At 70.6% G+C, this 25,177-nt stretch carries 21 protein-coding genes, 2 tRNA genes and 1 other RNA gene; 11 read left to right on the top strand and 13 right to left on the bottom strand.

Features of this window, described 5'->3' with window-relative positions; genetic code table 11:
• Nucleotides 1-44: 44 nt before the first annotated feature.
• Nucleotides 45-1,709 (bottom strand): ABC transporter substrate-binding protein, encoded by a 1,665-nt coding sequence (locus E0H26_RS05565; protein WP_131301544.1) that lies wholly within the window; start codon nt 1,707-1,709, stop codon nt 45-47.
• A 509-nt stretch (nt 1,710-2,218) separates the two neighbouring features.
• On the opposite strand from E0H26_RS05565, the gene E0H26_RS05560 reads away from it, so the two are divergent.
• Complete coding sequence (locus E0H26_RS05560) at nt 2,219-3,418, top strand: IS110 family RNA-guided transposase (RefSeq protein ID WP_165521766.1); 1,200 nt, start codon at nt 2,219-2,221, stop codon at nt 3,416-3,418.
• A gap of 873 nt (nt 3,419-4,291) precedes the next feature.
• On the opposite strand, the gene recR is transcribed toward E0H26_RS05560, so the two are convergent.
• The 4 genes from recR to ffs all read right to left on the bottom strand — a co-directional run bounded on the left by recR (nt 4,292) and on the right by ffs (nt 8,531).
• Complete coding sequence (recR, locus tag E0H26_RS05555; RefSeq protein ID WP_131301541.1) at nt 4,292-4,885, bottom strand: recombination mediator RecR; 594 nt, start codon at nt 4,883-4,885, stop codon at nt 4,292-4,294.
• Between the two features lie 8 nt (nt 4,886-4,893).
• Nucleotides 4,894-5,202: a YbaB/EbfC family nucleoid-associated protein gene (locus E0H26_RS05550; RefSeq protein ID WP_240742047.1), complete on the bottom strand. Its 309-nt coding sequence runs from the start codon at nt 5,200-5,202 to the stop codon at nt 4,894-4,896.
• 208 nt (nt 5,203-5,410) lie between these two features.
• Nucleotides 5,411-8,251, bottom strand: coding sequence for a DNA polymerase III subunit gamma and tau (locus tag E0H26_RS05545; RefSeq protein WP_131301537.1), 2,841 nt, complete (start codon nt 8,249-8,251; stop codon nt 5,411-5,413).
• Nucleotides 8,252-8,441: 190 nt separating this feature from the next.
• An RNA gene (gene ffs, locus E0H26_RS05540) (signal recognition particle sRNA small type) lies at nt 8,442-8,531 on the bottom strand.
• An 81-nt stretch (nt 8,532-8,612) separates the two neighbouring features.
• Here ffs and E0H26_RS05535 point away from each other — a divergent pair.
• The 4 genes from E0H26_RS05535 to E0H26_RS05520 all read left to right on the top strand — a co-directional run bounded on the left by E0H26_RS05535 (nt 8,613) and on the right by E0H26_RS05520 (nt 11,191).
• Nucleotides 8,613-8,697 (top strand) — tRNA-Ser (locus E0H26_RS05535).
• 148 nt (nt 8,698-8,845) lie between these two features.
• Nucleotides 8,846-9,988, top strand: coding sequence for a hypothetical protein (locus E0H26_RS05530; RefSeq protein WP_131301535.1), 1,143 nt, complete (start codon nt 8,846-8,848; stop codon nt 9,986-9,988).
• Between the two features lie 75 nt (nt 9,989-10,063).
• A complete protein-coding gene (locus E0H26_RS05525; RefSeq protein WP_131301533.1) occupies nt 10,064-10,621 on the top strand; it encodes a hypothetical protein in 558 nt (185 codons plus the stop codon).
• A 39-nt stretch (nt 10,622-10,660) separates the two neighbouring features.
• Nucleotides 10,661-11,191: a thioredoxin domain-containing protein gene (locus tag E0H26_RS05520; protein ID WP_131301531.1), complete on the top strand. Its 531-nt coding sequence runs from the start codon at nt 10,661-10,663 to the stop codon at nt 11,189-11,191.
• Nucleotides 11,192-11,221: 30 nt separating this feature from the next.
• Here E0H26_RS05520 and E0H26_RS05515 read toward each other — a convergent pair whose 3' ends face one another.
• The 3 genes from E0H26_RS05515 to E0H26_RS05505 form a co-directional block, all read right to left on the bottom strand.
• Nucleotides 11,222-12,880, bottom strand: coding sequence for an FG-GAP and VCBS repeat-containing protein (locus E0H26_RS05515; protein WP_131301529.1), 1,659 nt, complete (start codon nt 12,878-12,880; stop codon nt 11,222-11,224).
• Nucleotides 12,881-12,900: 20 nt separating this feature from the next.
• Nucleotides 12,901-14,532: an FG-GAP-like repeat-containing protein gene (locus E0H26_RS05510; RefSeq protein WP_240742025.1), complete on the bottom strand. Its 1,632-nt coding sequence runs from the start codon at nt 14,530-14,532 to the stop codon at nt 12,901-12,903.
• A 206-nt stretch (nt 14,533-14,738) separates the two neighbouring features.
• A tRNA-Ser gene (locus E0H26_RS05505) sits at nt 14,739-14,825 on the bottom strand.
• A 75-nt stretch (nt 14,826-14,900) separates the two neighbouring features.
• Between E0H26_RS05505 and deoD the strand changes: the two genes are divergently transcribed.
• The 3 genes from deoD (at nt 14,901) to E0H26_RS05490 (ending at nt 16,823) form a co-directional block, all read left to right on the top strand.
• Nucleotides 14,901-15,608 (top strand): purine-nucleoside phosphorylase, encoded by a 708-nt coding sequence (deoD, locus tag E0H26_RS05500; RefSeq protein ID WP_131301525.1) that lies wholly within the window; start codon nt 14,901-14,903, stop codon nt 15,606-15,608.
• 124 nt (nt 15,609-15,732) lie between these two features.
• Nucleotides 15,733-16,371, top strand: coding sequence for a TetR/AcrR family transcriptional regulator (locus tag E0H26_RS05495; protein ID WP_131301523.1), 639 nt, complete (start codon nt 15,733-15,735; stop codon nt 16,369-16,371).
• Entirely contained in the window at nt 16,368-16,823 is a 456-nt protein-coding gene (locus E0H26_RS05490; RefSeq protein ID WP_131301521.1) for an acyl-CoA thioesterase, read from the top strand. The genes E0H26_RS05495 and E0H26_RS05490 overlap by 4 nt, the downstream gene beginning before the upstream one ends.
• 43 nt (nt 16,824-16,866) lie before the next feature.
• Here E0H26_RS05490 and tadA read toward each other — a convergent pair whose 3' ends face one another.
• The 4 genes from tadA to E0H26_RS05475 form a co-directional block, all read right to left on the bottom strand.
• Nucleotides 16,867-17,388, bottom strand: coding sequence for a tRNA adenosine(34) deaminase TadA (gene tadA, locus E0H26_RS05485; protein WP_276320379.1), 522 nt, complete (start codon nt 17,386-17,388; stop codon nt 16,867-16,869).
• 133 nt (nt 17,389-17,521) lie between these two features.
• Entirely contained in the window at nt 17,522-18,052 is a 531-nt protein-coding gene (locus E0H26_RS05480) for a tRNA adenosine deaminase-associated protein (RefSeq protein WP_131301519.1), read from the bottom strand.
• Between the two features lie 131 nt (nt 18,053-18,183).
• On the bottom strand, nt 18,184-18,351 hold the full coding sequence (locus tag E0H26_RS29145) for a hypothetical protein (RefSeq protein WP_165521765.1): 168 nt from the start codon (nt 18,349-18,351) through the stop codon (nt 18,184-18,186).
• An 87-nt stretch (nt 18,352-18,438) separates the two neighbouring features.
• Nucleotides 18,439-18,777 (bottom strand): hypothetical protein, encoded by a 339-nt coding sequence (locus E0H26_RS05475; RefSeq protein WP_131301517.1) that lies wholly within the window; start codon nt 18,775-18,777, stop codon nt 18,439-18,441.
• Between the two features lie 72 nt (nt 18,778-18,849).
• On the opposite strand from E0H26_RS05475, the gene E0H26_RS05470 reads away from it, so the two are divergent.
• The 3 genes from E0H26_RS05470 (at nt 18,850) to E0H26_RS05460 (ending at nt 23,892) form a co-directional block, all read left to right on the top strand.
• Entirely contained in the window at nt 18,850-19,671 is an 822-nt protein-coding gene (locus E0H26_RS05470; RefSeq protein ID WP_131301515.1) for a M23 family metallopeptidase, read from the top strand.
• Between the two features lie 177 nt (nt 19,672-19,848).
• Nucleotides 19,849-22,749, top strand: coding sequence for a glycosyl hydrolase (locus tag E0H26_RS05465; protein ID WP_131301513.1), 2,901 nt, complete (start codon nt 19,849-19,851; stop codon nt 22,747-22,749).
• Between the two features lie 72 nt (nt 22,750-22,821).
• Nucleotides 22,822-23,892: a PHP domain-containing protein gene (locus E0H26_RS05460; RefSeq protein WP_131301511.1), complete on the top strand. Its 1,071-nt coding sequence runs from the start codon at nt 22,822-22,824 to the stop codon at nt 23,890-23,892.
• 92 nt (nt 23,893-23,984) lie between these two features.
• On the opposite strand, the gene E0H26_RS05455 is transcribed toward E0H26_RS05460, so the two are convergent.
• A complete protein-coding gene (locus tag E0H26_RS05455) occupies nt 23,985-24,998 on the bottom strand; it encodes a DMT family transporter (RefSeq protein ID WP_420812790.1) in 1,014 nt (337 codons plus the stop codon).
• Nucleotides 24,999-25,177 lie beyond the last annotated feature (179 nt).

Here is a 25,177-nt window from a genome sequence, read left to right as displayed (position 1 = left end):
GGGCGCTGTGGGTAACAGCGCCCGCCCGCGGTCGGTGCGTCAGATCAGGACTTGAACTCGGCGGTGCCGAACCGCTCGTCGGTGAGCGGGCTCGCCTTGACCCCGGTCACGTCCTTGCCGAACACGATCGCCGGCGGCGAGTGCGAGATCGGCACACCCGGCAGGAAGTTCATGATGTCGGCGTTCAGCTCCTTGTAGAGCGCCACCTTGGCCGCCTGGTCCGCGGTGGTGTCCGCCTGCCTGAACTTGTCGAACAGGGCCTTGTTGTTGAAGCCCCACTCGTCCTTCTGCCGGTCGAAGAACGTACCGATGAAGTTGTAGCCGTCGCCGTAGTCGCCGGTCCATCCGAGGAAGTGCAGGTCGTGCTTGTTACCGGAGGTGGTGGCGTTGATGTAGTCCGGCGTCCACTTCAGCGGGATCGCCTCGATCTTGATGCCGGCCGCCTGGAGGTCCGCCGAGACCAGCTCGAAGAGGTCCTTCGGGTTCGGCATGTAGGGCCGGGTGACCTCGGTCGGGTAGTGGAACCGCAGGGTCAGGTCCGACGCGCCGGCCTCGGCCAGCAGCGACTTCGCCTTCTCGACGTCGTACTCGTACTTGGTGACGTCGCCGTTCCAGCCCTCGACGGTGTCGGGGAAGAAGTTCACCGCGACCTGGGCACCCGGGGGCAGCTTCGAGTCGACCAGCGCCTGCCGGTTGACGGCGTGGGCGATCGCCTGCCGGACCTTCAGGTCGGCCAACTTCGGGTTCCCCTTCTGGTTGATGGCCAGGTAGAGGATGTTGAAGGCCGGGCGGGTCAGAAGGTTGAAGCCCTCGTTCTTGAGCGGCTCGACGTCGGCCGGGCCGACCAGGTCGTAGCCCTGGATGTCACCGGAGCGCAGCGCCTGCTTACGGGCGTTCTCGTCCGAGATGGTCTTGAAGATCAGCGTCTTCAGCTTGGCCTTGTCGCCCCAGTAGTCCTCGTTACGCTCCAGGGTCAGCGTCTTGTTGGCGACGTCCCAGGCCTTGAACTTGAACTGACCGGTGCCGGTCGGGTGCTCCGTCGCGTACGCGGGGTACTTGATGTCGTCCGCGCTACCCGAGACGTTGCTGGCGTCGTAGTCCTGGAGCGCCTTCGGGCTGTGGATGGAGAAGGACGGCAGCATCAGGGCGGCCGGGATCTTGCTGGAGACCCGGGTGAAGGCCAGGCTGACCGTGGTCGGGTCGGTGGCGGTGCAGGACTTGAAGAGGCTCTCGCCGAGGGTGTCGTCCTCGTTGGCGGCGTAGCCACCCATGATGTCCTGCCAGTACGCGGTCACGTCCGGGCTCTGCATGAGGCCCTTGGCGTTGTACCAGCGGTCGAAGTTGACGCAGACGGCCTCGGCGTTGAAGTCGGTGCCGTCGTGGAACTTCACGCCGGAACGCAGCTTGAACGTCCAGGTGGTACCTGCGGCGTCGGGCTCCCAGGACTCGGCGAGGCCGGGGCTGACCTTGGTGCCACCCTCCTCCGGGCGGACCAGGGTCTCGAACACCTGACGGGCCACGCGCAGCGACTCACCGTCGCTGGCGAAGCTCGGGTCGAGCACCTTCGGGTCGGAGGCGACACCGAAGACCATTGTGTCCTTCTTGCTATCGCCAGAATCCGCGTCGCGGTCGCTCTCGGCACAGCCTGCAACCGCGAGGGCCGCAGCCGCAATGGCCGCGACAGCGACCTTCGGCCTGGATGCACGCATGGGTGCTTCACCTCGTCCTTAGGGGTACGGACAACGTGGTGACCGGGGCCACCGATGGGCGGAACTTTAGCCCCCACGCCGACTGCGCGGGAACCATTGGATGGGCGACTGGTATCGGATCGTGTCTTTGTCAGCGTTTTGACCGACGATCCATAGGCAGAAAGAGGGCATCACCGAACGATCCACGCACGCGATGCCAAACTGTTACGTCCAACCGACCGGTCCGCCCACCAAGTGTCATGACCATTGTGCGAGGTCAGCATCACTGCCGCCCGTTACCTTTTTGATCGTCCCCAGCCGGGGACTCCTCGGTCGCCCGGCTCGGTATGACTTCCTGCCCCTGTCGTTCGGATGATCCGGGGGGTGTTGTCGCCGGGCCGGGGGGCGTCGGCGGACCGCTGATAGGGACACGGCCATCCGGGTTGGGTAGGCCTCTTCGTAACGTGGCTGCCGGCAGTCCGGCGCCTGGACCAGCGGCCGAGGCCACGGATGTGTGGAGGCGGGTGCTGGTGAACGACGGATATGGCGTCTACCTCGGCTTGGACGTCGGCAAAGGTGATCACCACGCGGTCGGGTTGGCGCCGGACGGCAAGCGGCTGCATGACGCGGCGTTGCCGAATACCGAGGCCCGGCTGCGGCAGTTGTTCGACAAACTGGCCCGCCATGGCCGGGTCCTGGTGGTGGTCGACCAGCCCGCCTCGATCGGTGCCCTGCCGGTCGCGGTCGCCCGGGCATGCGGGCATCAGGTGGCATACCTGCCCGGCCTGGCCATGCGGCGCATCGCTGACCTGCACCCCGGCACGGCGAAGACCGACGCCCGTGATGCCTACGTCATCGCAGACGCCGCCCGCACCCTGCCGCACACGCTGCGGCGGGTCGACGTCAACGACGAGGCTTTGGCCGAGCTGGAAGTCCTGGTCGGCTTCGACGACGACCTCGCCGGCGAGGCCACCCGCATCTCGAACCGTATCCGTGGGCTGCTCACCCAGATCCACCCCGCCCTGGAACGGATCCTCGGCCCGAGAGCGCACCACAAGGCCGTGTTGGAGCTGCTGTCGCGCTGCGGCGGACCAGTAGGGCTGCGTAAGGCCGGCCGCCGCAAACTGCTGTCAATCGCCGCGGTCCACGCCCCGCGCATGGGTGAGCGGCTGGTCGAGCAGATCATGACCGCCCTCGACGAGCAGACCGTCACCGTCCCCGGCACCCAGGCTGCGGAGACGATCCTGCCCCGTCTCGCCGGCAGCCTGCGTGACGTCCTGCGACAACGCGACCAGGTCGCCAAAGAGGTCGAGGGGATGCTCGATACACACCCTCTTGCCTCGGTCCTGACCTCGATGCCCGGCATCGGCGTCAGGACCGCCGCCCGGATCCTGCTCGAAGTCGGCGACGGCACCACCTTCGCCACCCCCGGCCACCTCGCCGCCTACGCCGGACTCGCCCCGGTCACCCGACGCTCCGGCAGCAGCATCCGCGGTGAACATCCACCCCGAGGCGGCAACAAGAACCTCAAACGCGCCTTCTTCCTCGCCGCGTTTGCCGCCCTGACCGACCCCGTGAGCAGGGCCTACTACGACCGCAAACGCGCCGAAGGCAAACGCCACAACGCCGCCCTCATCTGCCTCGCCCGACGCCGCTGCGACGTCCTATACGCCATGCTCCGCGACAAGATCCCCTACCAACCCCGCCCAGTCGCCTCAATCGCCACTTGACGAAGCCCATAGGGACACCCCCCCCGACCACCAGTGCCGGATCCGGCGGTGCTCGACCAACTTGGGACCACCCACGACCCGCCGACCTCACCCCGGGGCCGCACCCGACCCGACCCGGGCGTGGACGCGTCCCGACGGGACCCGCCGATGAGCACCGTCGCGGTTCCTGACCAGCGCGTCCGATCGACGCCGACCCTGTTCCCGGGTGGACGGATCTGGTGTCGTCCGCCGACGCAATTTTCGCCGCCCTCACGACCTAATCGCCACCGTGACCAGCAGTTTCCCCGCTATGCAATAGCCCTGCGACACGGACCGGGGTTGCACGGGTAGTAATCAAATGTATACTTGCTGCTTAATCCACAGTGGAAATGAGGGGGATGAATGCGCGCACGTTCAACCGCGGTCCGCGTAGTAGCCGCTGCGGCATTGGGGGTCTCGGCAATACTGCCGATGACCGCGACTGCTGGCCAAGCCGCACTTTCCGGCTGCTGGAACGGGCAGTGGAACGGCTATAGCGGCTGGCAGGGCGGCTGCTCGACGTCCACCAACCCCGGCACGGACCGGTACCGCGCCGTCGCCTACTGCGTACGGGAGGATGGCAGAAGGACGACCGCCTATGGCGCCTGGGTGGATCGGGTTCCATACCCGGTGTCGGTCGCGGCATGCCCCACCAATTACTCCGCTGGCAGCGGCACCCTCCAGATCGGATAGTCGCCGCACCACCACAACAGCACGCATTTTTGAATTGACGCTCGCCGAAGTCTCTGGTAGACCTCGGCGAGCGCCGTTCGTTGGCCATTCGACCATGTCGTCAGCAGTACCGCGACAGAATCCGCAGTCTGCCCGGAACGCGGGGCGGGTTGAGCGACGAACTCAGACGGCCCGGCGCCCCTCGAAGGCACGGCCGAGGGTGATCTCGTCGGCGTACTCCAGGTCGCCGCCCACCGGCAGGCCACTGGCCAGGCGGGTCACCGCGATGCCCATCGGCTTGACCATCAGCGCCAGGTACGTCGCGGTCGCCTCGCCCTCCGTGTTCGGATCGGTAGCCAGGATCAACTCGCGGACCGCGCCGCCGCTGAGCCGGGTCAACAGCTCCCGGATGCGCAGATTGTCCGGCCCGATCCCCTCCAGCGGATTGATCGCCCCACCGAGCACGTGGTACCGCCCGCGGAACTCACCGGTCCGCTCGATCGCGACCACGTCCTTCGGCTCCTCGACCACGCACAGCACCTCGTCGGTACGACGCGGGTCGCGGCAGATCCGGCACTGGTCCGACTCGGCGACGTTGTAGCAGCTGGTGCAGAACCGCACCAGCTCCTTGACCTTGCGCAGCGCGCCGGCCAGCCGGTTGACGTCGGCCGGGTCGGCGGACAGGACGTGGAAGGCGATCCGCTGGGCGCTCTTCGGACCGACGCCCGGCAGCCGCCCCAACTCGTCGATCAGATCCTGGATGGCACCCTCGTACATCTGCGGGCTCAGAACCCGGGCAGGCCGAGGCCGCCCATCCCGCCCGCCACCGGGCCCATCTTCTGCTCGGTCAGCTCCTGGGCCGCCTGGGCGGCGTTGTGCAGGGCGGCGACGACCAGGTCCTCCAGGGTCTCCACGTCGTCCGGGTCGACCGCCTTCGGGTCGATCTTGATGCTCTTGACCTCACCGGCGCCGGAGACGGTCGCGGTGACCAGACCACCGCCAGCGGTGCCGGTCACCTCGGCCTCGGCCAGCTCGGCCTGGGCCTTGGCGATCTGCTGCTGCATCTTCTGCGCCTGCTTCAGCATCTGCTGCATGTTCGGCTGTCCACCAGGCCGCACGATGGCTCCCTCGACTCGTCTACGTGACCGCCGCCCAGCCTAACGGTCGGCACCGACCCCGCTGTGCCCGCCGCACCCCCGCCCGAGGCACCCCGCCCCGAGCCCAACCCGGCGGCGGCCCGCCCGTCGAGATCGCGCCCGATCCAGGGTCGGGCGCGATCCTGGGTGGCTGCGGGCCAACGGCCTACCGGTGGTCGGATTCGGCGATCTTCTCGGTGCCGGCGAAAGCCTCCCGGAGCAGGCGTACGGCCTGTTCCTCGCTCGACTCGCGGGCGGTCTTCTCGTCGATGATCTCGTCCAGCGGCTCGTCGCCGGGGTCGAAGCCCTCGTAGGCCACGGTGCCCGCCGGCTGGCCGCCGGACCCTCCCGCACCGCCGCGCAGCGGGCCGTCGAAGTCCGGGTCGTACGGCGGCTCGCCGGCGAACTCGACGTCCGCCGTCTGCCGGGTCGCCTGAGCGGTACGCGCACCCCGGCCGGCCGCCGCCGCCCGAGCCGCCGCGATCGCGCTGCTCACCGGCGCACGACCGGCACCACCGGCGCTGCCGTTGCCGTTGCTGCCGTTGGCGCCGTTGCTGCGGGTGCTGCCGTTACCGCCGTTGGTCGCACCCGGTAGCGGCGGGGCGGGCATCGTCGGGCCGGCCTGCGGACCGTTCGATGCGACTACCGGGGCACCGTTGGCCGGCTGCGCCCCGGCCGCCCGAGTCGCAGCGGCTGTCGGCGACGCCGCGCCCGATGCGCCCAGGTTCGGCGAGGTGTCGCGGCCTGCGGGAGCGCCGCCAGGGCGAGCCGCCTCCGGCCATCCGTCCTCGGCGTCGCCCGCCTCGGCGGTGGTCGAGGTCGGGGCCGAGCCACCGGGCCGGGCCGGTTCCGGCCAGCCCTCGTCCTCGTCCGCCGACGCCGTGTCACCGGCAGACGACGCCGCACCGGACCGGCCCGCCGCGCCCCGCCCCGCCCCGGACGGGCCAGCGGAACGCCCCGATCCGGACGGGCCATCCGAACGCGCTACCGCGTCCGCCGCGCCGTGGGGCCGTCCACCGCTACCGGTCATCGTGCCGTTCGGCGGGGTGTCCGGCGTCGGGCGGGACGGCGCGGGGGCCGGGCTGGGCGTGGCGCGTTGGTTGCCGGGCGACACCCCGCCGCGCTCGCCGGCCACCTCGCACCGGATCTGCCAGCGCCCACCCAACTCCTCGTAGAGCGCGTCGGTGAGTACCTGGGCGTGATCGGACATCATCCGGGCCAGCACGGCCGACTTCACGGTCAGCACAAGCGTGTCGCCGTCGAGGTCGCGGACGACCGCGTCGCGCATCAGCGCCGCGATCTTCTTGTGGCTCCGGTTGACCTTTCCGACCACCTCCGGCCAGACCCGACGCACTGCGGCCGCATCGAGCACGCCGGGTTTCGCCGCACCCGGCCTGGGCGGTTCGGGAGTGGCCGGGTCGGGCATGACGGCCGACGGGGGCACCGGACGGCGGGCGGTCTCCGCCCCGGTCGGGCCGGCTGCCGGCGCACCGGCTGTCCCCGAGCCAGCACCGGTAGCGCCGGCCGCTCCCTGGCCACCACCATTCGCGGTACCCGCTGACCGGGCGCCGCCGTTGCCGGCGGCCGCTCCCAGAGCACCGGCGTTGCCGGCGGCCGTTCCCAGAGCACCGGCGTTGCCGGCGGCCGGTTCCCGGGTGCCGGCACCCGCAGCGGCGGCGCGTGCGGCGGCCACCCCGGTCGGGGCGCCGGGAGCCGCCGGCTCGCCGGCGGTCGCGGCCTGGGGCGCGGCGACAGCCGCGGGCGGGGCGGGAGGCTGGGTGCGTACCGCCGGGGCGGCGGTGGATGGGGCGGAGTCGGCGGTGGCCGGCGGCGCGTCGGTGCCGGCGAGGGTGAGCCGGCGTTCCATGCGTTCGAGGCGCTGGAGGAGGCCACCGGCGGAGTCGTCGACGCCGGGCAGCAGCATCCGGGCGCAGATCAACTCCAGCAGCAGCCGGGGCGCGGTGGTGCCGCGCATCTCCACCAGGCCGTCGTGCACCAGGTCGGCGCAGCGGGACAGGGTGGCCGGCCCGAGGCGCTGCGCCTGGGCGGTCATCCGCTCGATCTGGTCGTCCGGGCCGTCGATCAGACCCTTGGTGACGGCATCCGGCACCTGCTGGAGCACGATCAGGTCACGCAGGCGTTCCAGCAGGTCGGAGGCGAATCGGCGGGGGTCGTGCCCGGCCTCGGCGACCCGGTCGACGGTGGCGTACGCGGCGGCGCCGTCCCCGGCGGCCAGGGCGTCGCACATCTCGTCGATCAGCGCCGCGTCGGTGACACCGAGCAGCGCGGCAGCCCGCGCGTAGGTGACGCCGTCGGGGCCGGCACCGGCGATGAGCTGGTCGAGTACGGAGAGACTGTCCCGGGCGCTGCCGCCACCGGCCCGCACCACCAGCGGGAACACCGCCGGCTCGACCTGCACTCCCTCGGCCTGGGTGAGCTGCTCCAGATAGGGCCGCAGCACCTTCGGCGGGATCAGCCGGAACGGGTAGTGGTGGGTCCGCGACTTGATCGTGCCGAGGACCTTCTCCGGTTCGGTGGTGGCGAAGATGAACTTGACGTACTCCGGGGGCTCCTCGACCAACTTGAGCAGGGCGTTGAAGCCGGCCGACGAGACCATGTGCGCCTCGTCGATGACATAGATCTTGAAGCGGCTGCTGGCCGGCGCGAAGAACGCCTTCTCCCGCAGCTCACGGGCATCGTCCACGCCACCGTGACTGGCCGCGTCGATCTCGATGACGTCGATCGAACCGGCCCCGTCGCTGCTCAGCGAGCGGCAGGACGCGCAGACACCGCAGGGCTCCGGGGTGGGACCGTGCTCACAGTTGAGCGAGCGGGCCAGGATCCGGGCGCTGGAGGTCTTGCCGCAGCCACGCGGCCCGGAGAAGAGGTACGCGTGGTTGAGCCGCCCGCTGCGCAGCGCCTGCGACAGCGGCTCGGTGACGTGCTCCTGCCCGATGACCTCGGCGAAGGTACGCGGCCGGTACTTGCGGTAGAGCGCCAGTGCCACGGCGTCCCGCCTCCTCTCGACCGCGCCATTCTCCGCTGCCGCCGCCCAACTGACCACCCACCCCGCTGGTGCAGGTGAAGGAAGGGCACCTTATTAACGCCTCCGGTAGAGCAGGGGCCCCTTGTTAACACCGCTGGGCAGCGCCCGGGCACGGCGAGTGAGGTGGGGAGGCGCCTGGGGGCGAAGACAGAAAGGCCCCCCGTGCACCCGGCAGAGCTCGCTTATCCTTGCTGCCTTCCGGCCCTGGGGAGGTTCACGAGATACCGCCGCACGGGAGGTGCCCCCAGCGTACCCGACCCGTCGGCGATCTTCGGGGGGTGGTGGGGTGGGCGCGTCGGCGGGGACCTGTATCCTGTTCGGCGGAGGATTCGCCTAGAGGCCTAGGGCGCACGCTTGGAAAGCGTGTTGGGTTCACACCCTCACGAGTTCGAATCTCGTATCCTCCGCAGCCGCCCGACAGGGCAAGACGTCAGGGCCCCGACCGAGCACGGTCGGGGCCCTTTGTCGCGTTCGGGCTACGCAGCGGCTTCTTGATCACGATGGATGGGTGTGGCACGATGCGGCCACCGCGCCAAGACGCGCGACTCCTGGTCCATGGGGGAATCTTTGACCACCGTACGCAGCATCGGCCTGGTCTTGACGGGAACGGTCGCCGGCAGCCTGCTGCTGGCGCCGCCGGCCCAGGCCGATCCCGTCTACCACGACACCAAGATCCTCAGTACCACCATCAACAACGGCAAGCCGATCGTCATGGGTGCCACCGGCCGGGTCGCGGTCCCGGTCAAGAGTGTGATCTACGACGACTCCGGCGGAGTGGTGCGGATCGACGCTCAGCTCCGCACCTTCAGCGGCGGCTTTTTCGTGTTCCTGGAGGGGGCCGCCGGATCCAACATGACCTGCGTGACGGCCACCTCCACCACGCAGACCTGCACCGGAACCGCGATCGTCCACCAGTACGACGTGGACAACAGGGCCGCAGGTCACCCCGTCCGCCTACAGATCTCGGGCTACGCCATCGACGGTGGGCGCTATGACAACCTGCTCAGCGATCCGGCGGACAGCGTTCCGTTGCTGAAGCAGAGCTGGCAGGCGACGGCGAACGCGACGCCCGAGCCGGCCCGAAAGAACAGCACCCTCACCGTCACCGGCCGGCTCACCCAGCCGGACTGGAACGCCCTGGAGGCCGACGGCAGCACCAAGGTCGTCGTCGGATATCCGGGCCAGCCGGTGCGGCTCCAGTTCAAGAAGGCCGGTGCCACGTCGTACAGCACCGTCAAGACGATCACCTCCGGCACCGACGGAAAGCTGAAGACGACCGCCAAGGCCACCACTTCGGGTACGTGGCGTTGGTCGTTCGCGGGCAGCAGCACCACCGCCGGCTCGGCCTCCGGCGGGGACAGTGTCACTCTCTACAAGGTCGCCAAGCTGACCGTGAACGCCACCCCCGAGCCGGTGGCCAAGGGCGGCAAGCTGACCGTGACGGGTCGGCTGACCCGGGCCACCACCGACGCCGCCAGCACCTTTGTCGGCTATGCCAAGCAGCCGGTGAAGCTGCAGTTCCGCAAGTCCGGCAGCAGCAAGTACACCACCATCAAGACCGTCTACACCGATGCCAAGGGCAACCTGAAGACGACCACCACCGCCAAGGCCGCCGGCTACTGGCGCTTCTCGTACGCGGGAAGCTCCACCGTCGCGTCCGTCTCGGCTGCCGGTGACCACGTCGCCCTCAAAAAATAACGCCGCGCAGATCTTGGTACGAAACTGCCTCTTGGAGGGCGCTTTCGTACCAAGATCGGCGGCGCAGGGTTGAGAGTGAGTTACCAACTCAGGGCGATCGTTGCGGACGGGGATGTGCTGCGCGGGGAGACGCGCGAGCTGGATCACGCCGTCCTCGGCCGGCTGCGGCAGGACTTCGTCCTGCTGCCGGTGACACCGCAGCTGGTCGAGGAGCTGACCGGGACCGCGCCGGACTACGCGGCCGGCGAGCCCGGCCCGGGACAGCCCTTCACGCTCGCCCTTACCCCCGCCCTGACCGAGGTGCTGTCCCGCTGGTCGCGGCGCGGCCCGGTGGCCTATCTCGAAGCGGAGTTCACCGGTGGTGCCGGGCACCAGGCTGCGGCGGTATGGCTGGACGGCGCGCTGGCCTGGGGGCCGCGCTTCGACGCGGCGTTCGACGGGCCGCGCCCGGAGTGGCCGATCAACGCCGCCCTGATCGAGCTGGGCGCGGAGCCGGGGAAGTGGATCGACCCCTTCGCCGAGTTGGGACTACACGTCGAACGCAGCACCGAAGGGTGGCTCGCGCACGGCCGACGCGGGCTGAGCGCCGACTACTGGGACGAGTTGGCCGAGGAATGGGAGGAACGGCAATAACCTCAGGGCTCCCGTCACGTTGGGGACTGGGGGATTCTGATGAAATTGCGACAATTCGGCTTCATCGCCGTACTGCTTGTGGCTGCCTCGGCATCGGGCAGCGGACCCATGTCACCGGAGAGCATCGCCGTACCCGAACCCGTCGCCTCGGTCACCGTGGTCGATCTCGACGGGCTCGCCGACGTGGACTTCGGCGACACCGAGGCCGAGCTGACCCGGCGCGGGATACTCCGTACCGACGTCGACGCCTGCGGCCCGACGCTGGCCGGGCACGACATGGTCAGCCCGATCTTCATCGAGGAGCGGTTGGTGCTGCTCTGGGCCGGTGACCCGGCCCGCACCCCGGAAGGAATCACCGCCGGCACACCGATCGCCGAGGTCCAGGCCAGTTATCCGAGCGTACGGGAGCTCCACGCGCCACAGGGGACACACCGCTTCGACGGCCTGCTGGCCCGCGACGGCGATCGCGGGTACCTCTTCCTGCACGACGGCCACACCGTGCACAAGATCATCGCAGGCTACGCCAGCTGGGCCCAGCGCCTCTTCGTCGAAGGCCACGGCCCCTGCTGACCCGGCAATTCCTCGGCCCACCAGGGTGGGTCAGTAGTAGAGGGCACCGTCCTGCGCGCTGGCCAGGCGGCGGCCGTACCACTTGGGCCAGACGAGGTCGGTACGCAGACTCAGGCCACTCCACGAGGTGGCGAGCGGGGCCAGCCCACCGGAGCCACCGTGGAACAGGGCGACCGCACCGGATGGAAGCCCGGCCTGGTCCCCACTGACCGCCTCACCCGGCGAGGCCACGATCGCGTCCAGCGGGCCCTTGCCGTTGAGGTTGAGGATGGCGACCGAGCCACCGAACCGGTCACCGCGCTCCGCACCGCCCGGCACCACCGCGTGATCCTGGTCGAAGCCCTGGGCACCGGTGCCGGTCAGCCCGGCCGCCGAGCCCTTCAGCAGCGCGATGGTGCCCGCCTCGGCCTTCGTACCGATCGCCTCACCCGGGGCGCCCACCAGCACGTCGGCCCGACCGTCGCCGGTCACGTCGCCGACCGCGAGGGTCGCCCCGAACAGATCACCGACCTCACGGGTGCCGGGCACACCCGCCGTGGCCTGGGTGATGAGCTTGGCGGCACCGCTGGAGAGCCCGGCCGAACCAACGGTGAAGACCGCGACCGCGCCCTCGTTGCCCTTCGGGATCTGGGAGTACGGCGCCCCGGCGATCACCTCGCCCAGACCGTCGCCGTTGACATCACCGACCGCGAGCGCCATGCCCAGGTCCCAGACGTAGCTGTCGCTGCGCCCGGTCAAACCGCGCAGTGCCAAGCCGGTGACCGAGGTGGCACCGCTGAGCTTCACCCCGCTCGCCGAACCCCACATCAGGGTGATCATGCCGCTGCCGAAGGGCGAGCTGTCATTGTTCTCCTGCGGGGCGCCGATGACCAGGTCGGCGTACCTGTTGTTGTTGACCTTCCCGATCGCGAGGGTCCAGCCGAAGTTGTCGCCGCGTTCGGCGGAGCCCGGCACTGCGGCCTGGTTCTGGTGCAGCTGCTGGGCACCGGTGCCGGTCAACCCGCTGGTGCCGCCGTACAGCACGGTTACCGCGCCGGCATCACGGATGGTGCCGATCGCCTCGCCGTACGCCCCGATCGCCAGGTCGTCCCGGCCGTCGCCGTTGATGTCACCGGCCGCCAACGCCGACCCGAAGAAGTCGCCGTCCTCCGAGGCGCCCGGTACGCCGGACGTGCTCTGGCTGAAGTGCTTCGCCGAGTCGAGCCGCAGGCCGGTGCTGCTGCCCGGGATCACCCAGACCCCTCCGGCGTGCACCTTCGCGCTGTGGTCGTACTCCTGCACCTCACTCGCGGCCAGGTCGTCGTAGCCGTCGCCGTTGAAGTCTCCGACGGCGAGCACCTCACCGAAGCAGACGCAGCCGCCGGCCGGTGAGACCGCCGTCGCGTAGTAGTCGACGTACGGTGCCGAGGAGTACCGCACCACCACCAGGCCGGCGGGTGACTGGGGAAAGCTGTGCACGTAGGGGTCGGCGGAGGCGGCGATGTCGTCGACGCCGTCCCCGTCGAAGTCGGAGCGGGTCGGCCCGGTTCCCGTGACCGGGGTGACCGCCTTCGCCACCCGCTGGTACTGCAGGACGATCCCGTCTCGGGTGACCGTCCGGAACTCGTTCGTGGCCGCCTGGGCGGGCCCACTCACCGCCAGGCCGGCGGCCACCGCCAACACGGACACTCCCGCGACACTGCGCCGCATCCTGATCCCCGTTCCGATGCTCAGTACCACGGACCGCTGCTCTGCGGCCCGGCGATTTTCCTGCCGTAGTCCAGTAGTTCGAACCGGCTGGTGTTCAGGGACCGCCCGCTCCACGAGCCGGACTGCGCGACGATCCCGCCGGAGGAGCCATGGAACCGGGACAACGTCGCCGACGGGTAGCCGGGGATGTCACCGGCGACCTCTTCCCCGGTCGACGCCACGAGGGCGTCCAGCGGACCGGTGCCGTTGAGGTTCAGCAGCGCCACCGAGCCACCGAACCGGTCGCCGCGCTCCGCGCCACCCGGCACGACCGGGTGGTTCTGGTCGAACCCCTGGGCGCCGCTGCCGGTGAGCCCGGACGACGAACCCTTGAGCAGGGTGATCATGCCGGCCTCGTCCTTCGTACCGATCGCCTCGGTGTACGCACCGACCAGCACGTCCGCCCGGCCGTCGCCGGTCACGTCGCCGGCGGCCAAGGTGGCGCCGAACCGGTCACGGTCCTCCGGGGAGCCGGGCACCCCGGCCGTACGCTGCGTGATGATCTTTACGGCGCTGCCCGACAGGCCACCGGTACGGCCGGTGAAGACCGCGATCAGGCCACCATCGATGTGCGGCGTCTGCGCGTTCGGGGCACCGGCGATCACCTCGCCCAGCCCGTCCCCGTTCACGTCGCCGATGGCCAGCGACATGCCCAGGTACCAGGCGATGGTGTCCTGGCGTCCGGTCGCCTTGTAGACGCCCGCGCCAGTGACCGAGGTGGCACCGCTGAGCTTCACCCCGCTGGCCGAGCCCCACATCAGAGTCACCATGCCGGAGCCGTTGGCGCCGGAACCGTCGTTCTCGTGCGGCGCACCGATCACCAGGTCGGCGTACTTGTTGTTGTTGACCCTGCCGATGGCCAGCGACATGCCGAAGTGATCGCGGCGCTCCGCCGAACCGGGCACCGCAGCCTGGTTCTGGTGCAGTTGCTGGGCACCGGTGCCGGTCAGGCCAGCGCTGCTGCCATACAGGACGGTGACCGCGCCGGCCTCCTTGACGCTGCCGATCGCCTCCTTGAAGGCGCCGATCGCCAGGTCGTCGCGCCCGTCGCCGTTGATGTCACCGGCCGCCAGCGAGGCACCGAACGCGTCGTAGTTCTCCGACTCGCCCGGGACGCCCGGGGAGCCCTGGTTGAAGTGCTTGGTCGAGTCGACCAGCAGACCCGTGCGGCTGCCCGGAATGATCCAGACCCCGCCGCCACGCGCCTTGTTCCGGGTGTCTACCTCGTCGGCGTCACCGATCGCCAGGTCGTCGAAGCCGTCACCGTTGAAGTCACCGGCCACCAGCGCGATGCCGAAGCTGGAGGCGTTGTCCGCCGACATGGTGCCGATGAAGTAGTCGACCTGCGGCGCGGACGAGTAACGCACCACCACCACGCCGGTCGGATAGTGCGGCAGGTTGGAGTTGAGCGTGTCGGCGGAGGCCGCGATGTCGTCGACACCGTCGCCGTCGAAGTCGGAACGGGTGGTCCCGGTCCCCTTCACCGGGGTGACCGCCTTCGTCACCCGCAGGTACTGCATGGTCAGGCCGTCGCGGGTGATGGTCCGGAACTCTTCGGCCGCCTGTGCGGGTGCGCTCACCGCCAGCCCCGCCAATACCGCCAGAACCGTCACGCCGGCAAGCTTGCGCCGCATCGAAACCCCCGTATCCCGTGATCGCTCCAACATCCTAGGGATACGTAGATCGAAGGCCATGCCCGACCGGCCAGACACGGCTGCCCGGACGGGCGGAAAGCGCCCACCTGGGAGCACCCAGGCCGAGCAGCAGAACGCCCGGTGCGATCCTCGCGGATCGACCGGGCGTTTCTGCGTTTCACGAGCGGTGGCGGCGGGATTTGAACCCGCGGAGGGCGTAAACCCTCACACGCTTTCGAGGCGTGCTCCTTAGGCCACTCGGACACGCCACCGCCGAGTAGGCTACAGGACCCCGGGTTCGGACGCCGAACCGGTCCCTGCCAGGCCGGCCTGGCAGGATCTCTGCCATGAGTACGCACATCGGCGCTAAGCCGGGCGAGATCGCCGAGCGGGTCCTGATGCCGGGTGACCCCCTGCGGGCCAAGTGGATCGCGGAGACCTTCCTCGAAGGCGCGAGCTGCTACTCGACGGTCCGGGGGATGCTGGGCTTCACCGGCCGCTGGAACGGTGTCGAGGTTTCCGTGCAGGGCTCCGGGATGGGCATGCCGTCGGCCTCGATCTACGCACACGAGTTGGTCAACGAGTACGGCGTGAAGTCGCTGATCCGGGTCGGGTCGTGTGGCGCGCTGACCGAGGATCTTCAGCTGCGGGACGTGATCGCGGCGAGTGGGTCGTCCACCGACTCGAACATGAACCGGGTGCGCTTCGACGGGCTGATCGACTATGCCCCGGTCGCCGATTTCGGGCTGCTGCGTACCTCGGTGGAGGTGGCCGAGCGGCGCGGCATCGCGATGCGGGTCGGGCCGATCCTGGCCGCGGACGCCTTCTACACCGACCGGCCGGATCTCTACGACCGGCTGGCCGACTACGGCGTGCTGGCGGTGGAGATGGAGTCGGCCGCGCTCTACACCATCGCCGCCCGGTTCAAGGCTCGGGCGCTGACCCTGTTGACGGTCAGCGACCACATCAAGACCGGCGAGAAGACCACTTCGCAGGAGCGCGAGCAGACCTTCAGTCAGATGGTCGAGATCGCCCTGGACACCATCGTCGCCTGACCGCGTACCGACCTGCGTCCCGTCGCCGCTCGCCGGTGGCGGGACGCTTCGCGTCAGGGCCGGGTGACGGTCGTCACCGATAAATAAATACGACCGGTCGGTCTTATTTAGTAGGGTCACCGGTATGACCGTCGACGGCCGGCTGGCCCGGGGTGAACGCACCCGCACCGCAGTGCTGGACGCCGCCGTGAGCCTCGCCTCCGCCAACGGCCTCGACGGGCTCTCCCTCGGGCACCTCGCCGACTCCCTCGGGGTGAGCAAGTCCGGCCTGTTCGCGCACTGGCGCTCCAAGGAGGCGCTCCAACTCGCCACCATCGACCGGGCGGTGGCCCAGTGGCAGGAGCTGATCATCGGCCCGGCCCTGCGCGCACCCCGGGGGGTACGCCGGATCCACGCCCTGCACGAGGCCCGGATCGCCTTCTACGCCACCCGCGTACTGCCCGGTGGCTGCTTCTTCGCCACCACCGAGTTCGAGTTCAAGGGCCGGCCGGGTGCGGTCCGCGATCGCCTCGTCGCGGCCTTCGCCGACTGGACCGCCCTGCTGGAACGGCTCGTCCGTGAGGCGGTCGAACTCGGCGAACTCCCCGCCGAGGTGGACGTGGCGCTGCTGGCGTACGAGATCGACTCGTCCGGAATCGCCGCCGCGATGCGCTCCCGGCTGTTCGACCCGGAGACCACCTACCGGCACGCCCGACGGGGTGTGCTGGACCGACTGCGGGCGCTCTGCCCCGATCCCCACCTGCTACCGGAAGGCCCGTCATGAGCAACGCCGTCGCCGACCCCACCGCCGTCGAGTACGGCCACGTCGAACACGCCATGGTGCACTTCGACGACCTCGACGCCATGGGCATCCTGCACAACGCGCGGTACGCGGTGCTGCTGGAGCGGGCGCTCACCGCGTACTGGTCCGAGCGTGGGATCGCCTTCCAGGCCGGGCGGGCCACCGCTCCGGACGCCTTCCACGCGGTACGCGAATTCACCATCAGCTACCACGCACCGGTCACCGGCACCGGACCGATCGGCGTGCACTTCTGGCTGGAGCACCTGGGCACCAGCAGCGCCGTCTACGGCTTCCGGTTCCACTCGTTGGACGGCGCGACGACGTACGCCGAGGGTAGGCGGGCGGTCGTCCGGCTCGATCCCGCGACCCTGCGCCCGGCGCCCTGGACGGACACCGCCCGGACCGTGGCCACCACGTTGCTCCGCACCGCCTGACACCTCGGCCGAGGAGGCCGTCCAGTTCGCGGGCGCGCCTGCCTCAGCGGAAGAAGGCGCGCAGCACGGCGCCGGTCTCGGCCGCCAGGACGCCGCCGTACACCTCGGGGCGGTGGTTGAGGCGGCGGTCGCGCAGCACGTCCCAGAGCGAGCCGGCGGCGCCGGTCTTCGGTTCCCACGCGCCGAAGACCACGGTGGACACCCGGGACAGCACCAGTGCCCCCGCGCACATGGTGCACGGTTCCAGCGTGACCACCAGGGTGCAGTCGTCCAACCGCCAGCGGCCCAGCCGCTCGGCGCCCCGGCGCAGCGCCAGCACCTCGGCGTGCGCGGTCGGGTCACCGGTCAACTCCCGCTCGTTGCGGCCGATCGCCAGTTCGGTGCCGTCCGCCCCGTAGAGCACCGCGCCCACCGGCACGTCGTCCGCCTGGTCGGGGGCGTCGGCGGAGCGCCCGGTCACCGCGACCTCCAGGGCCCGGCGCATCCAGAGTTCGTGGCGCTGCCGGCGGCCCGTGCCGGTCGGGTCGGCCAGTTCCTCGTCCGCCCCCGGTCCGACCCGCTGGATCGCGCCGGGCGTGGGCTGCCCGGCCCGGACCGTCTCCAGGGCCGGATCGGTCGCGTCGGCCGGCTCACCACCACCGAGCGGTACGCCAGCAGCAACGCTGGCGCCGCCCACCGGTCCAGCACCGCCGGGCGGGTCAGACCTCACGCAGTTCCTCGACGTCGTCCACACAGCCCAGGACCTGGCAGACTTCGGCGGTGACGTCGGCCGGCATCATTCCCTCGTGGGCGCAGAGGGCGAGCAGCCGCTGTGCGGGGATGCCCAGGTCCGCCAGGAGGTCCGCCTCGCCGACCGGATCGGCCTCCGGGTCCACGGCGGGCTGCTCGTTGTCGTCGTCGCCGGTGGTGACGGTCCGTGGAGCTTCCTCGGTGTCGTCCAGCCCGGTGACCGAGGCTTTGAGGTCACCGACCAGCAGGGCGCCCAGCCGGGACTCCTCCGCAAAGGCCGAGTCCGAGCCGAAGACCCGCAGGTCCTCGCCCTCGTCGAGGCGCAGGATGACCAGGTAGGTGTCGTCCGCCTCGACGAACAACAGCGACACGTCGGCGTCTGGGCCCACGTCCCGCAGCCGCTCGGCGACCTCGTCGACGTCGGTGGCCCCCCGCAGGTTCAGCTCGGCGGCCGACCAGCCGCCCTTTTCGCGTACCACGGCCGCAGCGAAGTACGACACGGTCCCCCCAAGTAGCCCTCGGCACAGCTCACGCCGGCCCGTTACGCGTGCACGTTATCCGGTCAGGTCGGCAGGCGGCCGGTCAACGCCCCGAAGGGTCCGTCATTCCTGGGAGAAGTATCTGGCGCCGCTCAGCCGGCGAGCCGGCGACGGGTGGCGATGAGCTGGCGCAGTCGCTCGGTGCGCGCCCGCTGTGGCCGTTCTCGTTCGCGTACCGCGCGGGCGTCCGCCAACTGCGCGAGCACTTGAAGGCGGCGACGGCTGCGATCCGGATCGAGCCGCGGAGTGGTCCAGGCCATACCGGGAGAGTGCCGAGTCCCGGCGATCGAGTCAAGATGGGTTTCAGTGCCTGCACGACGACGCAACGCAGTCGTTGCGGGCAGGAATCACCACAGCGGCCAATCACCGCTGATCACCCAGCGGGCGGCCACCGCCGCGGCGGCGATGCTCCATCCTCCGGCGGTCACGATCGCGATGCCGGTGGCCACTCCCCGGTCGCCGAAACGGACCAGCACCAGGGCCGCCAGCCAGGCCAACGCGCCGGCGATCAGGGTCCACCAGGCGTACCCGACGAGGCTGCGGCCGAGCAGCCCGAAGACGACCAGCCAGGCGATCGTGCCGGTGGCTCCGGCGGCCACGGCGGGACCGCTGACCGGGTTCGGCTCGCGGTAGGTGGGACGCGAGGGGCGTTCGGCGGGGAAGAGACCCGATGGGCTGTACGGCATCACTGGGCACTCCTCCCCCGCGTGGTCGGTGGTACTGCTCACCGTACCGGCTCAGCGTCCGCCGGCCCGTCGATGCGGTGGTGTCGACGCGGGCCGGCCGGTAGTGCCGCCGTCTGTCAGGATGGCCCGGTGGCTTCGCTGACGATCGGACGACGGCTGCCGTACGCGTTGCTGCTGCTCGTGCCGATACTCGCCGCCGGCTGCGGGTCCAGCGCGGCGCCCACCTGGGCCGAGCCGACCGGTCCACGCTCCACGACCGGTCCGGCGGCCCCGGCCGGTCCCGCCGCGACCAGCGTCGCGCCGACCACCGGCAGTGCGGCGCCGGACAGCGCAGACCAGCCGGCGCCGAGCGCCACCCCGACCCGGGAGCGGCTGCCACACGTCTTTCCGGTACGCGCCCGGAAGGTGGACTATCACCCCACCCACTCGGCGTACCCGGGAACGGACATCTTCGCCGACTGCGGCGAGCCGTTCGTGGCGGTCACTGACGGCACGATCGGCGAGGTGAGCCGCCGGGACCGGTACGACAAGCAGGGTCCACAGGGTCCGTACAACGGCGGCCTGTCGGTGTCGGTGCTCGGCGACGACGGCGTCCGCTACTACGGCTCGCACCTGACCGAGGTCACCGCCGGCATCGAACCGGGCGTACGGGTGCGCGCCGGCCAGCAGCTCGGCACCGTGGGCCGGACGGGCAACGCGAACAACGTCTGCCATGTGCACTTCGGCGTCTCTCCGCCGTGCCCGGGTGAGGACGGCTGGTGGATTCGCCGGGGTGTGGTCTGGCCGGCGCCGTACCTCGATTCGTGGCGCAAGGGCGGCAACCGCGAACCGGCGACGGAGGTCGCCGCCTGGCACCGCCGGCACGGGTGCCCAGCGAAGCCGCCGGGGCGCTGAGCGCCAGGCGTCGCGTCCGGCGTCATTCGCATTTCATCACTCCGCCACATTGACGCAGGTCTTGCTGGTGAACTACCGTCGCGTAACAACTCAGAGAGCGCTCTCTCTGCCACCTAACCCGACAATGACGACGAAACGCGCCGACCGGTACGGCCGGACCGGCGCGATGGAGGAAAGATGCGACCTCCCGTCCCGCACCGCACCCACCACCGACTCCTGGCCGCCACCGCCGCCGCGGCCCTCGTCCTCGGCGGGCTGGCCGTCATCGCCACCTCCGCCGCCCAGGCCGGGCCCGTCGGCGCCGGCAGCTACACCACCACCCCCGTCGGCCCGCTCCCCGGCGGCTGCGGGAACATCGCCACCAACCCCCGGCAGTTCGCCACCGCCGCCGCGCCACCCGGGCCGGTGCCGACCAACGACTGGTGGTCCTCGCTGCTGTGGAAGCGCCTCAACTGCGCCTTCAGCGAGCCACTGCACGCCCACCCCGTCGCCTACCAGCCGGTCACCGACGGGCTCGGCTTCTCCGCCACCTCCACGGCCACCATCACCGGCACCGCGACCGGCGTCGGCGAATTCAAGTACCCCTACGTCGAGGACATCCGCGTCGGAGTGGCCGGGTTGGGCGCCCCCAACGTGCTGGTGGACGACTGGACGGACTGGACGGTCACCCCGTACTGGAGCGACGGGGCACGCACCCTGCGCGCCACCATCGGGCACGGCCTGCCGTTCACGTACTTCCGCAGCAGCGGCGGCGACGCGGTCATCAACGCGACCGGCGGCAGCCCCGCCGTCTGGTCGAACAGCGGCAACACCATCGGCTTCACGGTGCGCGGCCACGACTACGTGGCGTACGCGCCGACCGGCGCGACCTGGACCGTCAGCGGCGGGCGGATCAGCTCCAACCTCGCCGGGCGGGGCTACTTCTCCGTCGCCCTGCTGCCGGCCACCGCCGACGCCACGGCCCGCAGCCAACTCGCCACCACCTACCGCACGTACGCGCACGCGCACGTCACCGGCACCCGGGTGAACTACAGCTACCAGCAGGCGACCAGCCAGGTGGAGACCCGGTACACCTTCACCACCACCCCCCGCGAGGGCACCGAGACGCGGACGGTGGTGAGCCTCTATCCACACCAGTGGAAGGCGCTGACCGGCGCCACCCCGATCACCCAGACCTACCCGTCGGCCCGGGGCCGGATGAAGGTGCTCACCGGAGTCGCCGAGTTCCGGACCACGATGCGCTTCCACGGCGTACTGCCCGAGGTGCCCGCCGTCGCCACCGGGGCCGGCGCCGACCTGACCACGCTGCGCCAGCACCTGGCGGCCGTGCGCGGCAACCCGATGGACCAGCGCGGCAACGACACCTACTGGACCGGTAAGGGGCTGGGCCGGGCGGCCCGGATCGCCGAGATCGCCGACCAGGTCGGCGACACCGAGACCCGGACCGCCGCGTTGAACGCCATCCGCGCCACGCTCACCGACTGGCTCACCGCCTCGCCCGGCGAGACGGAGCGCCTGTTCTACTACGACCAGCGCTGGGGCACCCTGATCGGCTACCCCGCCTCGTACGGCTCCGACCAGGAACTCAACGACCACCACTTCCACTACGGCTACTACATCGCCGCCGCCGCGACGCTTGCCAAGTTCGACCCGACGTGGGCCCGCCAGGACCAGTACGGCGGCATGATCGACCTGCTCATCCGGGACGCCAACAACTACGACCGGGCCGACAGCCGCTTCCCGTACCTGCGGGACTTCGACATCTACGCCGGGCACGACTGGGCCTCCGGGCACGGCGCGTTCGCCAGCGGAAACAACCAGGAGTCGTCGTCGGAGGGGATGAACTTCGCCAACGCCCTGATCCAGTGGGGGCAGGCCACCGGCAACACCGCCGTCCGCGACGCCGGCATCTTCATCTACACCACCCAGGCCTCGGCCATCCACGAGTACTGGTTCGACGTCAACGACGAGAACTTCCCCGCCGCGTTCGGGCACAACAACGTCGGCATGGTCTGGGGTGACGGCGGAGCGTACGCCACCTGGTTCAGCGCCGAGCCGGAGATGATCCAGGGCATCAACCTGCTGCCGATCACCGGCGGACACCTCTACCTGGGCTACCACCCGAACTACAACTCCCAGAAGTACGCCGAACTGGTCCGCAACAACGGCGGTGAGCCGACCGTGTGGCAGGACCTGCACTGGCAGTTCCTGGCCCTCGGCGACGCCGACGCCGCCCTGGCCAAGCTGCGCGCCAACCCCGGCTACACCCCGGAGGAGGGCGAGAGCCGGGCGCACACCTTCCACTGGGTCCGCAACCTGGCCGCGCTGGGCCGGGTCGACACCGGGGTCACCGCCGACCATCCGCTGGCCGCGGTCTTCAACCGGGGCGGCGCCCGGACGTACGTGGCCAGCAACATCTCCGGCACCCCGCTGACCGTACGGTTCTCCGACGGGACCCAACTGTCGGTGGCACCCGGACGGACCACCACCAGCGGCGCGCACAGTTGGAGCGGAGGCAGCGGTGCCGGGGGTACCTCGCCGAGCCCGACGCCCACCCCGACCTCGCCGCCCACCCCGACGCCGACGCCGACGCCGACCAATCCGCCGTCCGGTTCGCCGGTGCGTTACCTGCTCTCCGGGGGCGGTCTGGGGGCGGCGGGCAGCGCCGGCACGACCACCGTGACCAGCGCCGGAGGCGCCAACTACGACGGCACGCCGCGTAACCCGGTGGTGTTCACCGCGACCGGGCTGAACCTGAACCACAACGGTGGGCAGACCGCGTTCGACCTGTTCCTGGACGCCGGCCAGGCGGTCGGCAACGGGGTGCAGGCCCGCATCTCGTACGACCTGACCGGCGACGGTTCCTGGGAGCGGGTGGAGACGTACCGCTACTTCGCCACCGATCCGGTGCCCGGCTGGGAGAACTACACCCAGGCGGCCGGGCTGCACTCCAGCAGCGGAGCCCTCGGCAACCTGCGCGGCGGCACCGTCCGGGTGGAGGTCTGGTCCGCCATCGGCAACAACCCCAGCACCCTCGGCGTCGGCAACCGCTCGGTCGTCCGACTGCCGTACAGCTGATCCCGCGTACCACCCGTTCCCGCGCCGCCGGTCTTCTGCCGACCGGCGGCGCGGGCGCGTAGGTTGCAGGACATGAGCCGCGACCCCATCGCCGACCTGCGCCGGATCGCCTTCCTGCTGGAACGGGCCAACGAGGCCACCTACCGGGTCCGGGCCTTCCGGTCGGCGGCGAACGCGCTGGCCGCGCTGCCGGCGAAGGAGGTGGCGGAACGGGCCCGCGCCGGCAGTCTCACCGAACTGGCCGGGGTCGGCGACGTCACCGCCCGCTGTGTTACCGAGTCGCTGGCCGGCGAGGAGCCGGTCTACCTGCGCCGGCTGCTCGCCACCGAGGGCAGCGACCTGGATGCCGAGGCCACCGCACTGCGTACCGCCCTGCGCGGCGACTGCCACACCCACTCCGACTGGTCCGACGGTGGCTCCCCCATCGAGGAGATGGCGCTGGCCGCCGTCGAGCTGGGCCACGAGTACCTGGTGCTGACCGACCACTCGCCCCGGCTCAAGGTGGCCCGTGGGTTGACCGCCGACCGGCTCCGCCGGCAACTCGACCACGTGGCACGGCTCAACGAGGCGCTGCCGGAGGGATTCCGGATCCTCACCGGCATCGAGGTGGACATCCTCGCCGACGGCTCACTCGACCAGGACGAGGAGCTGCTCGCCCGGCTGGACGTGGTGGTCGGGTCGGTGCACAGCGGCCTCAACGACGACCGGGCGAAGATGACCCGCCGGATGTTGACCGCGATCGCCAACCCGCACCTGGACATCCTCGGGCACTGCACCGGCCGGATGGTGTCGTCCCGCCCGGCCGGGGTGACCGGGCCGGGCGACCGGGGGCACCGGGCGCGGACCCGCGCGGAGAGCGAATTCGACGCCGACGCGGTCTTCGCCGCCTGCGTCGAGCACCGTACCGCCGTGGAGATCAACTCCCGGCCCGAGCGGCAGGACCCGCCGAAGCGGTTGATCCGCCGCGCGCTGGAGGCGGGCTGCGTGTTCGCCATCAACACCGACGCGCACGCCCCGGGTCAGCTCGACTGGCAGCGTTTCGGCTGCGAGCGGGCGGCCCGCTGCGGCGTACCCGCCGACCGCGTGGTCAACACCTGGACCGCCACCGACCTGATCGCCTGGACACACGCCCCGGCCACCTGATCCGGTCGTGGCTGTGTCGGCGCCGCGATACCGCCCGAGTTGCGGTAACCGTGAGCCCGCCACACCGCCATGCCGCCGGAACGGGGCGATGGTCAGCGCGGGGTGGCGGTTGCCGGTGGTAAGCCTGCGGCGAGTTGGGCTGGGGGGTCCACCACGGCCATCCGGGGTCGCGGACGGCGTCCGATCCGCCCCTGTGACACGGCCACGCCGAGCAGCACGATCAGCGCGCCGACCGGCTGGTGCCAGGTGATCCGCTCGCCGAGCACGAGCGCGCCGATCAGCATCGCGAAGACCGGGATCAGGTACGTCACCGTGGCGGCGCTGGTCGCCCCCACGATCCGGATGTTGCGCAGGTTGATGACGAAGGCCAGGCCGGTGCCGATCGCGCCCAGCACCAGCACGGCGGCGAGCACCCGAGGTGACAGGGAGGTCGGCGCCGGCGGCGCTCCGGCCACCAGCGGCGCCACGATGGCGAGTTGGACCGACGCGACCACCAGTTGCGCGGCCGACAGGGACAGCCCGGACAGCGTGCTGCCGGCGACGAACTTCTTCTGGTACGGAATGGCGAGGCCGTAGCAGGCCGCTGCCCCGAAGCACATCAGCTGACCGACGAAGTGGGCCCCGCCGACGCCCTGCCAGACGCCGAGCACCACCAGCACACCGGCGAAGCCGAGCGCCAGCCCGACGGCGCCGCGTACGTTCAGCCGTTCGGTACGGAAGACCAGCACCGCCAGCGGCAACACCACCAGCGGCGTGGTGGCGTTCCAGATGCCCGCCAGCAACGACTCGATGCGTTGCTCGCCGTAGCCGAACAGGGTGAACGGCATGGCCACCCCGAAGGCGCCGATCACGGTGAGGTGCCCCCACACGCGCAGGTCCCGGGGCAGCCGGTCCCGCAGCAGGGCGAGCACCACCAGCAGGGTCAGTGCGCCGGCGGCGACCCGGTAGAGGGTGAGGTGCAGCGGGTGCAGCTCCGCCACGCCCAGCTTGATGAACAGGAAGCTGGAGCCCCAGATCGCGGCAAGGGCGACGAATCCGGGCAGCCAGCTCCGTAGGGCTGGCCGGTCAGGGGTGAAGTCCGCTGTCACCCCTGACACTCTGCCCATCGAAAGCGCCATTGTCCTGCGGTTTTCGGTCGTCGTGTCGCGTACCACAGAAGCCGCCTACTGCCCGCTGCCCACGCCACCCACACGAACTACGGCCAGTGCCGTACGCCATGCGGAGTGCAATCCCCGCGCCGGCAGCGGTGCAGCTGTTCTCGCCCGGCAGGTTCGGCGGCCACGAC

It is taken from the genome of Micromonospora zingiberis (assembly GCF_004331455.1).
Lineage (GTDB): Bacteria > Actinomycetota > Actinomycetes > Mycobacteriales > Micromonosporaceae > Micromonospora > Micromonospora zingiberis.
Note: the sequence above shows the minus strand (reverse complement) of the source record. Positions and strands in the feature narration are given on the sequence as shown.

Excerpts from the sequence above, each read along its gene's own strand:
- E0H26_RS05565 (WP_131301544.1), bottom strand. The coding sequence starts at position 1,709 with ATGCGTGCATCCAGGCCGAAGGTCGCTGTCGCGGCCATTGCGGCTGCG.
- recR (WP_131301541.1), bottom strand. The coding sequence starts at position 4,885 with ATGTACGAGGGTGCCATCCAGGATCTGATCGACGAGTTGGGGCGGCTG.
- E0H26_RS05550 (WP_240742047.1), bottom strand. The coding sequence starts at position 5,202 with ATGCAGCAGATGCTGAAGCAGGCGCAGAAGATGCAGCAGCAGATCGCC.
- E0H26_RS05530 (WP_131301535.1), top strand. The coding sequence starts at position 8,846 with ATGGGGGAATCTTTGACCACCGTACGCAGCATCGGCCTGGTCTTGACG.
- E0H26_RS05520 (WP_131301531.1), top strand. The coding sequence starts at position 10,661 with ATGAAATTGCGACAATTCGGCTTCATCGCCGTACTGCTTGTGGCTGCC.
- E0H26_RS05515 (WP_131301529.1), bottom strand. The coding sequence starts at position 12,880 with ATGCGGCGCAGTGTCGCGGGAGTGTCCGTGTTGGCGGTGGCCGCCGGC.
- deoD (WP_131301525.1), top strand. The coding sequence starts at position 14,901 with ATGAGTACGCACATCGGCGCTAAGCCGGGCGAGATCGCCGAGCGGGTC.
- E0H26_RS05495 (WP_131301523.1), top strand. The coding sequence starts at position 15,733 with ATGACCGTCGACGGCCGGCTGGCCCGGGGTGAACGCACCCGCACCGCA.
- E0H26_RS05490 (WP_131301521.1), top strand. The coding sequence starts at position 16,368 with ATGAGCAACGCCGTCGCCGACCCCACCGCCGTCGAGTACGGCCACGTC.
- E0H26_RS29145 (WP_165521765.1), bottom strand. The coding sequence starts at position 18,351 with ATGGCCTGGACCACTCCGCGGCTCGATCCGGATCGCAGCCGTCGCCGC.
- E0H26_RS05475 (WP_131301517.1), bottom strand. The coding sequence starts at position 18,777 with ATGCCGTACAGCCCATCGGGTCTCTTCCCCGCCGAACGCCCCTCGCGT.
- E0H26_RS05470 (WP_131301515.1), top strand. The coding sequence starts at position 18,850 with ATGCGGTGGTGTCGACGCGGGCCGGCCGGTAGTGCCGCCGTCTGTCAG.
- E0H26_RS05465 (WP_131301513.1), top strand. The coding sequence starts at position 19,849 with ATGCGACCTCCCGTCCCGCACCGCACCCACCACCGACTCCTGGCCGCC.
- E0H26_RS05460 (WP_131301511.1), top strand. The coding sequence starts at position 22,822 with ATGAGCCGCGACCCCATCGCCGACCTGCGCCGGATCGCCTTCCTGCTG.
- E0H26_RS05455 (WP_420812790.1), bottom strand. The coding sequence starts at position 24,998 with ATGGGCAGAGTGTCAGGGGTGACAGCGGACTTCACCCCTGACCGGCCA.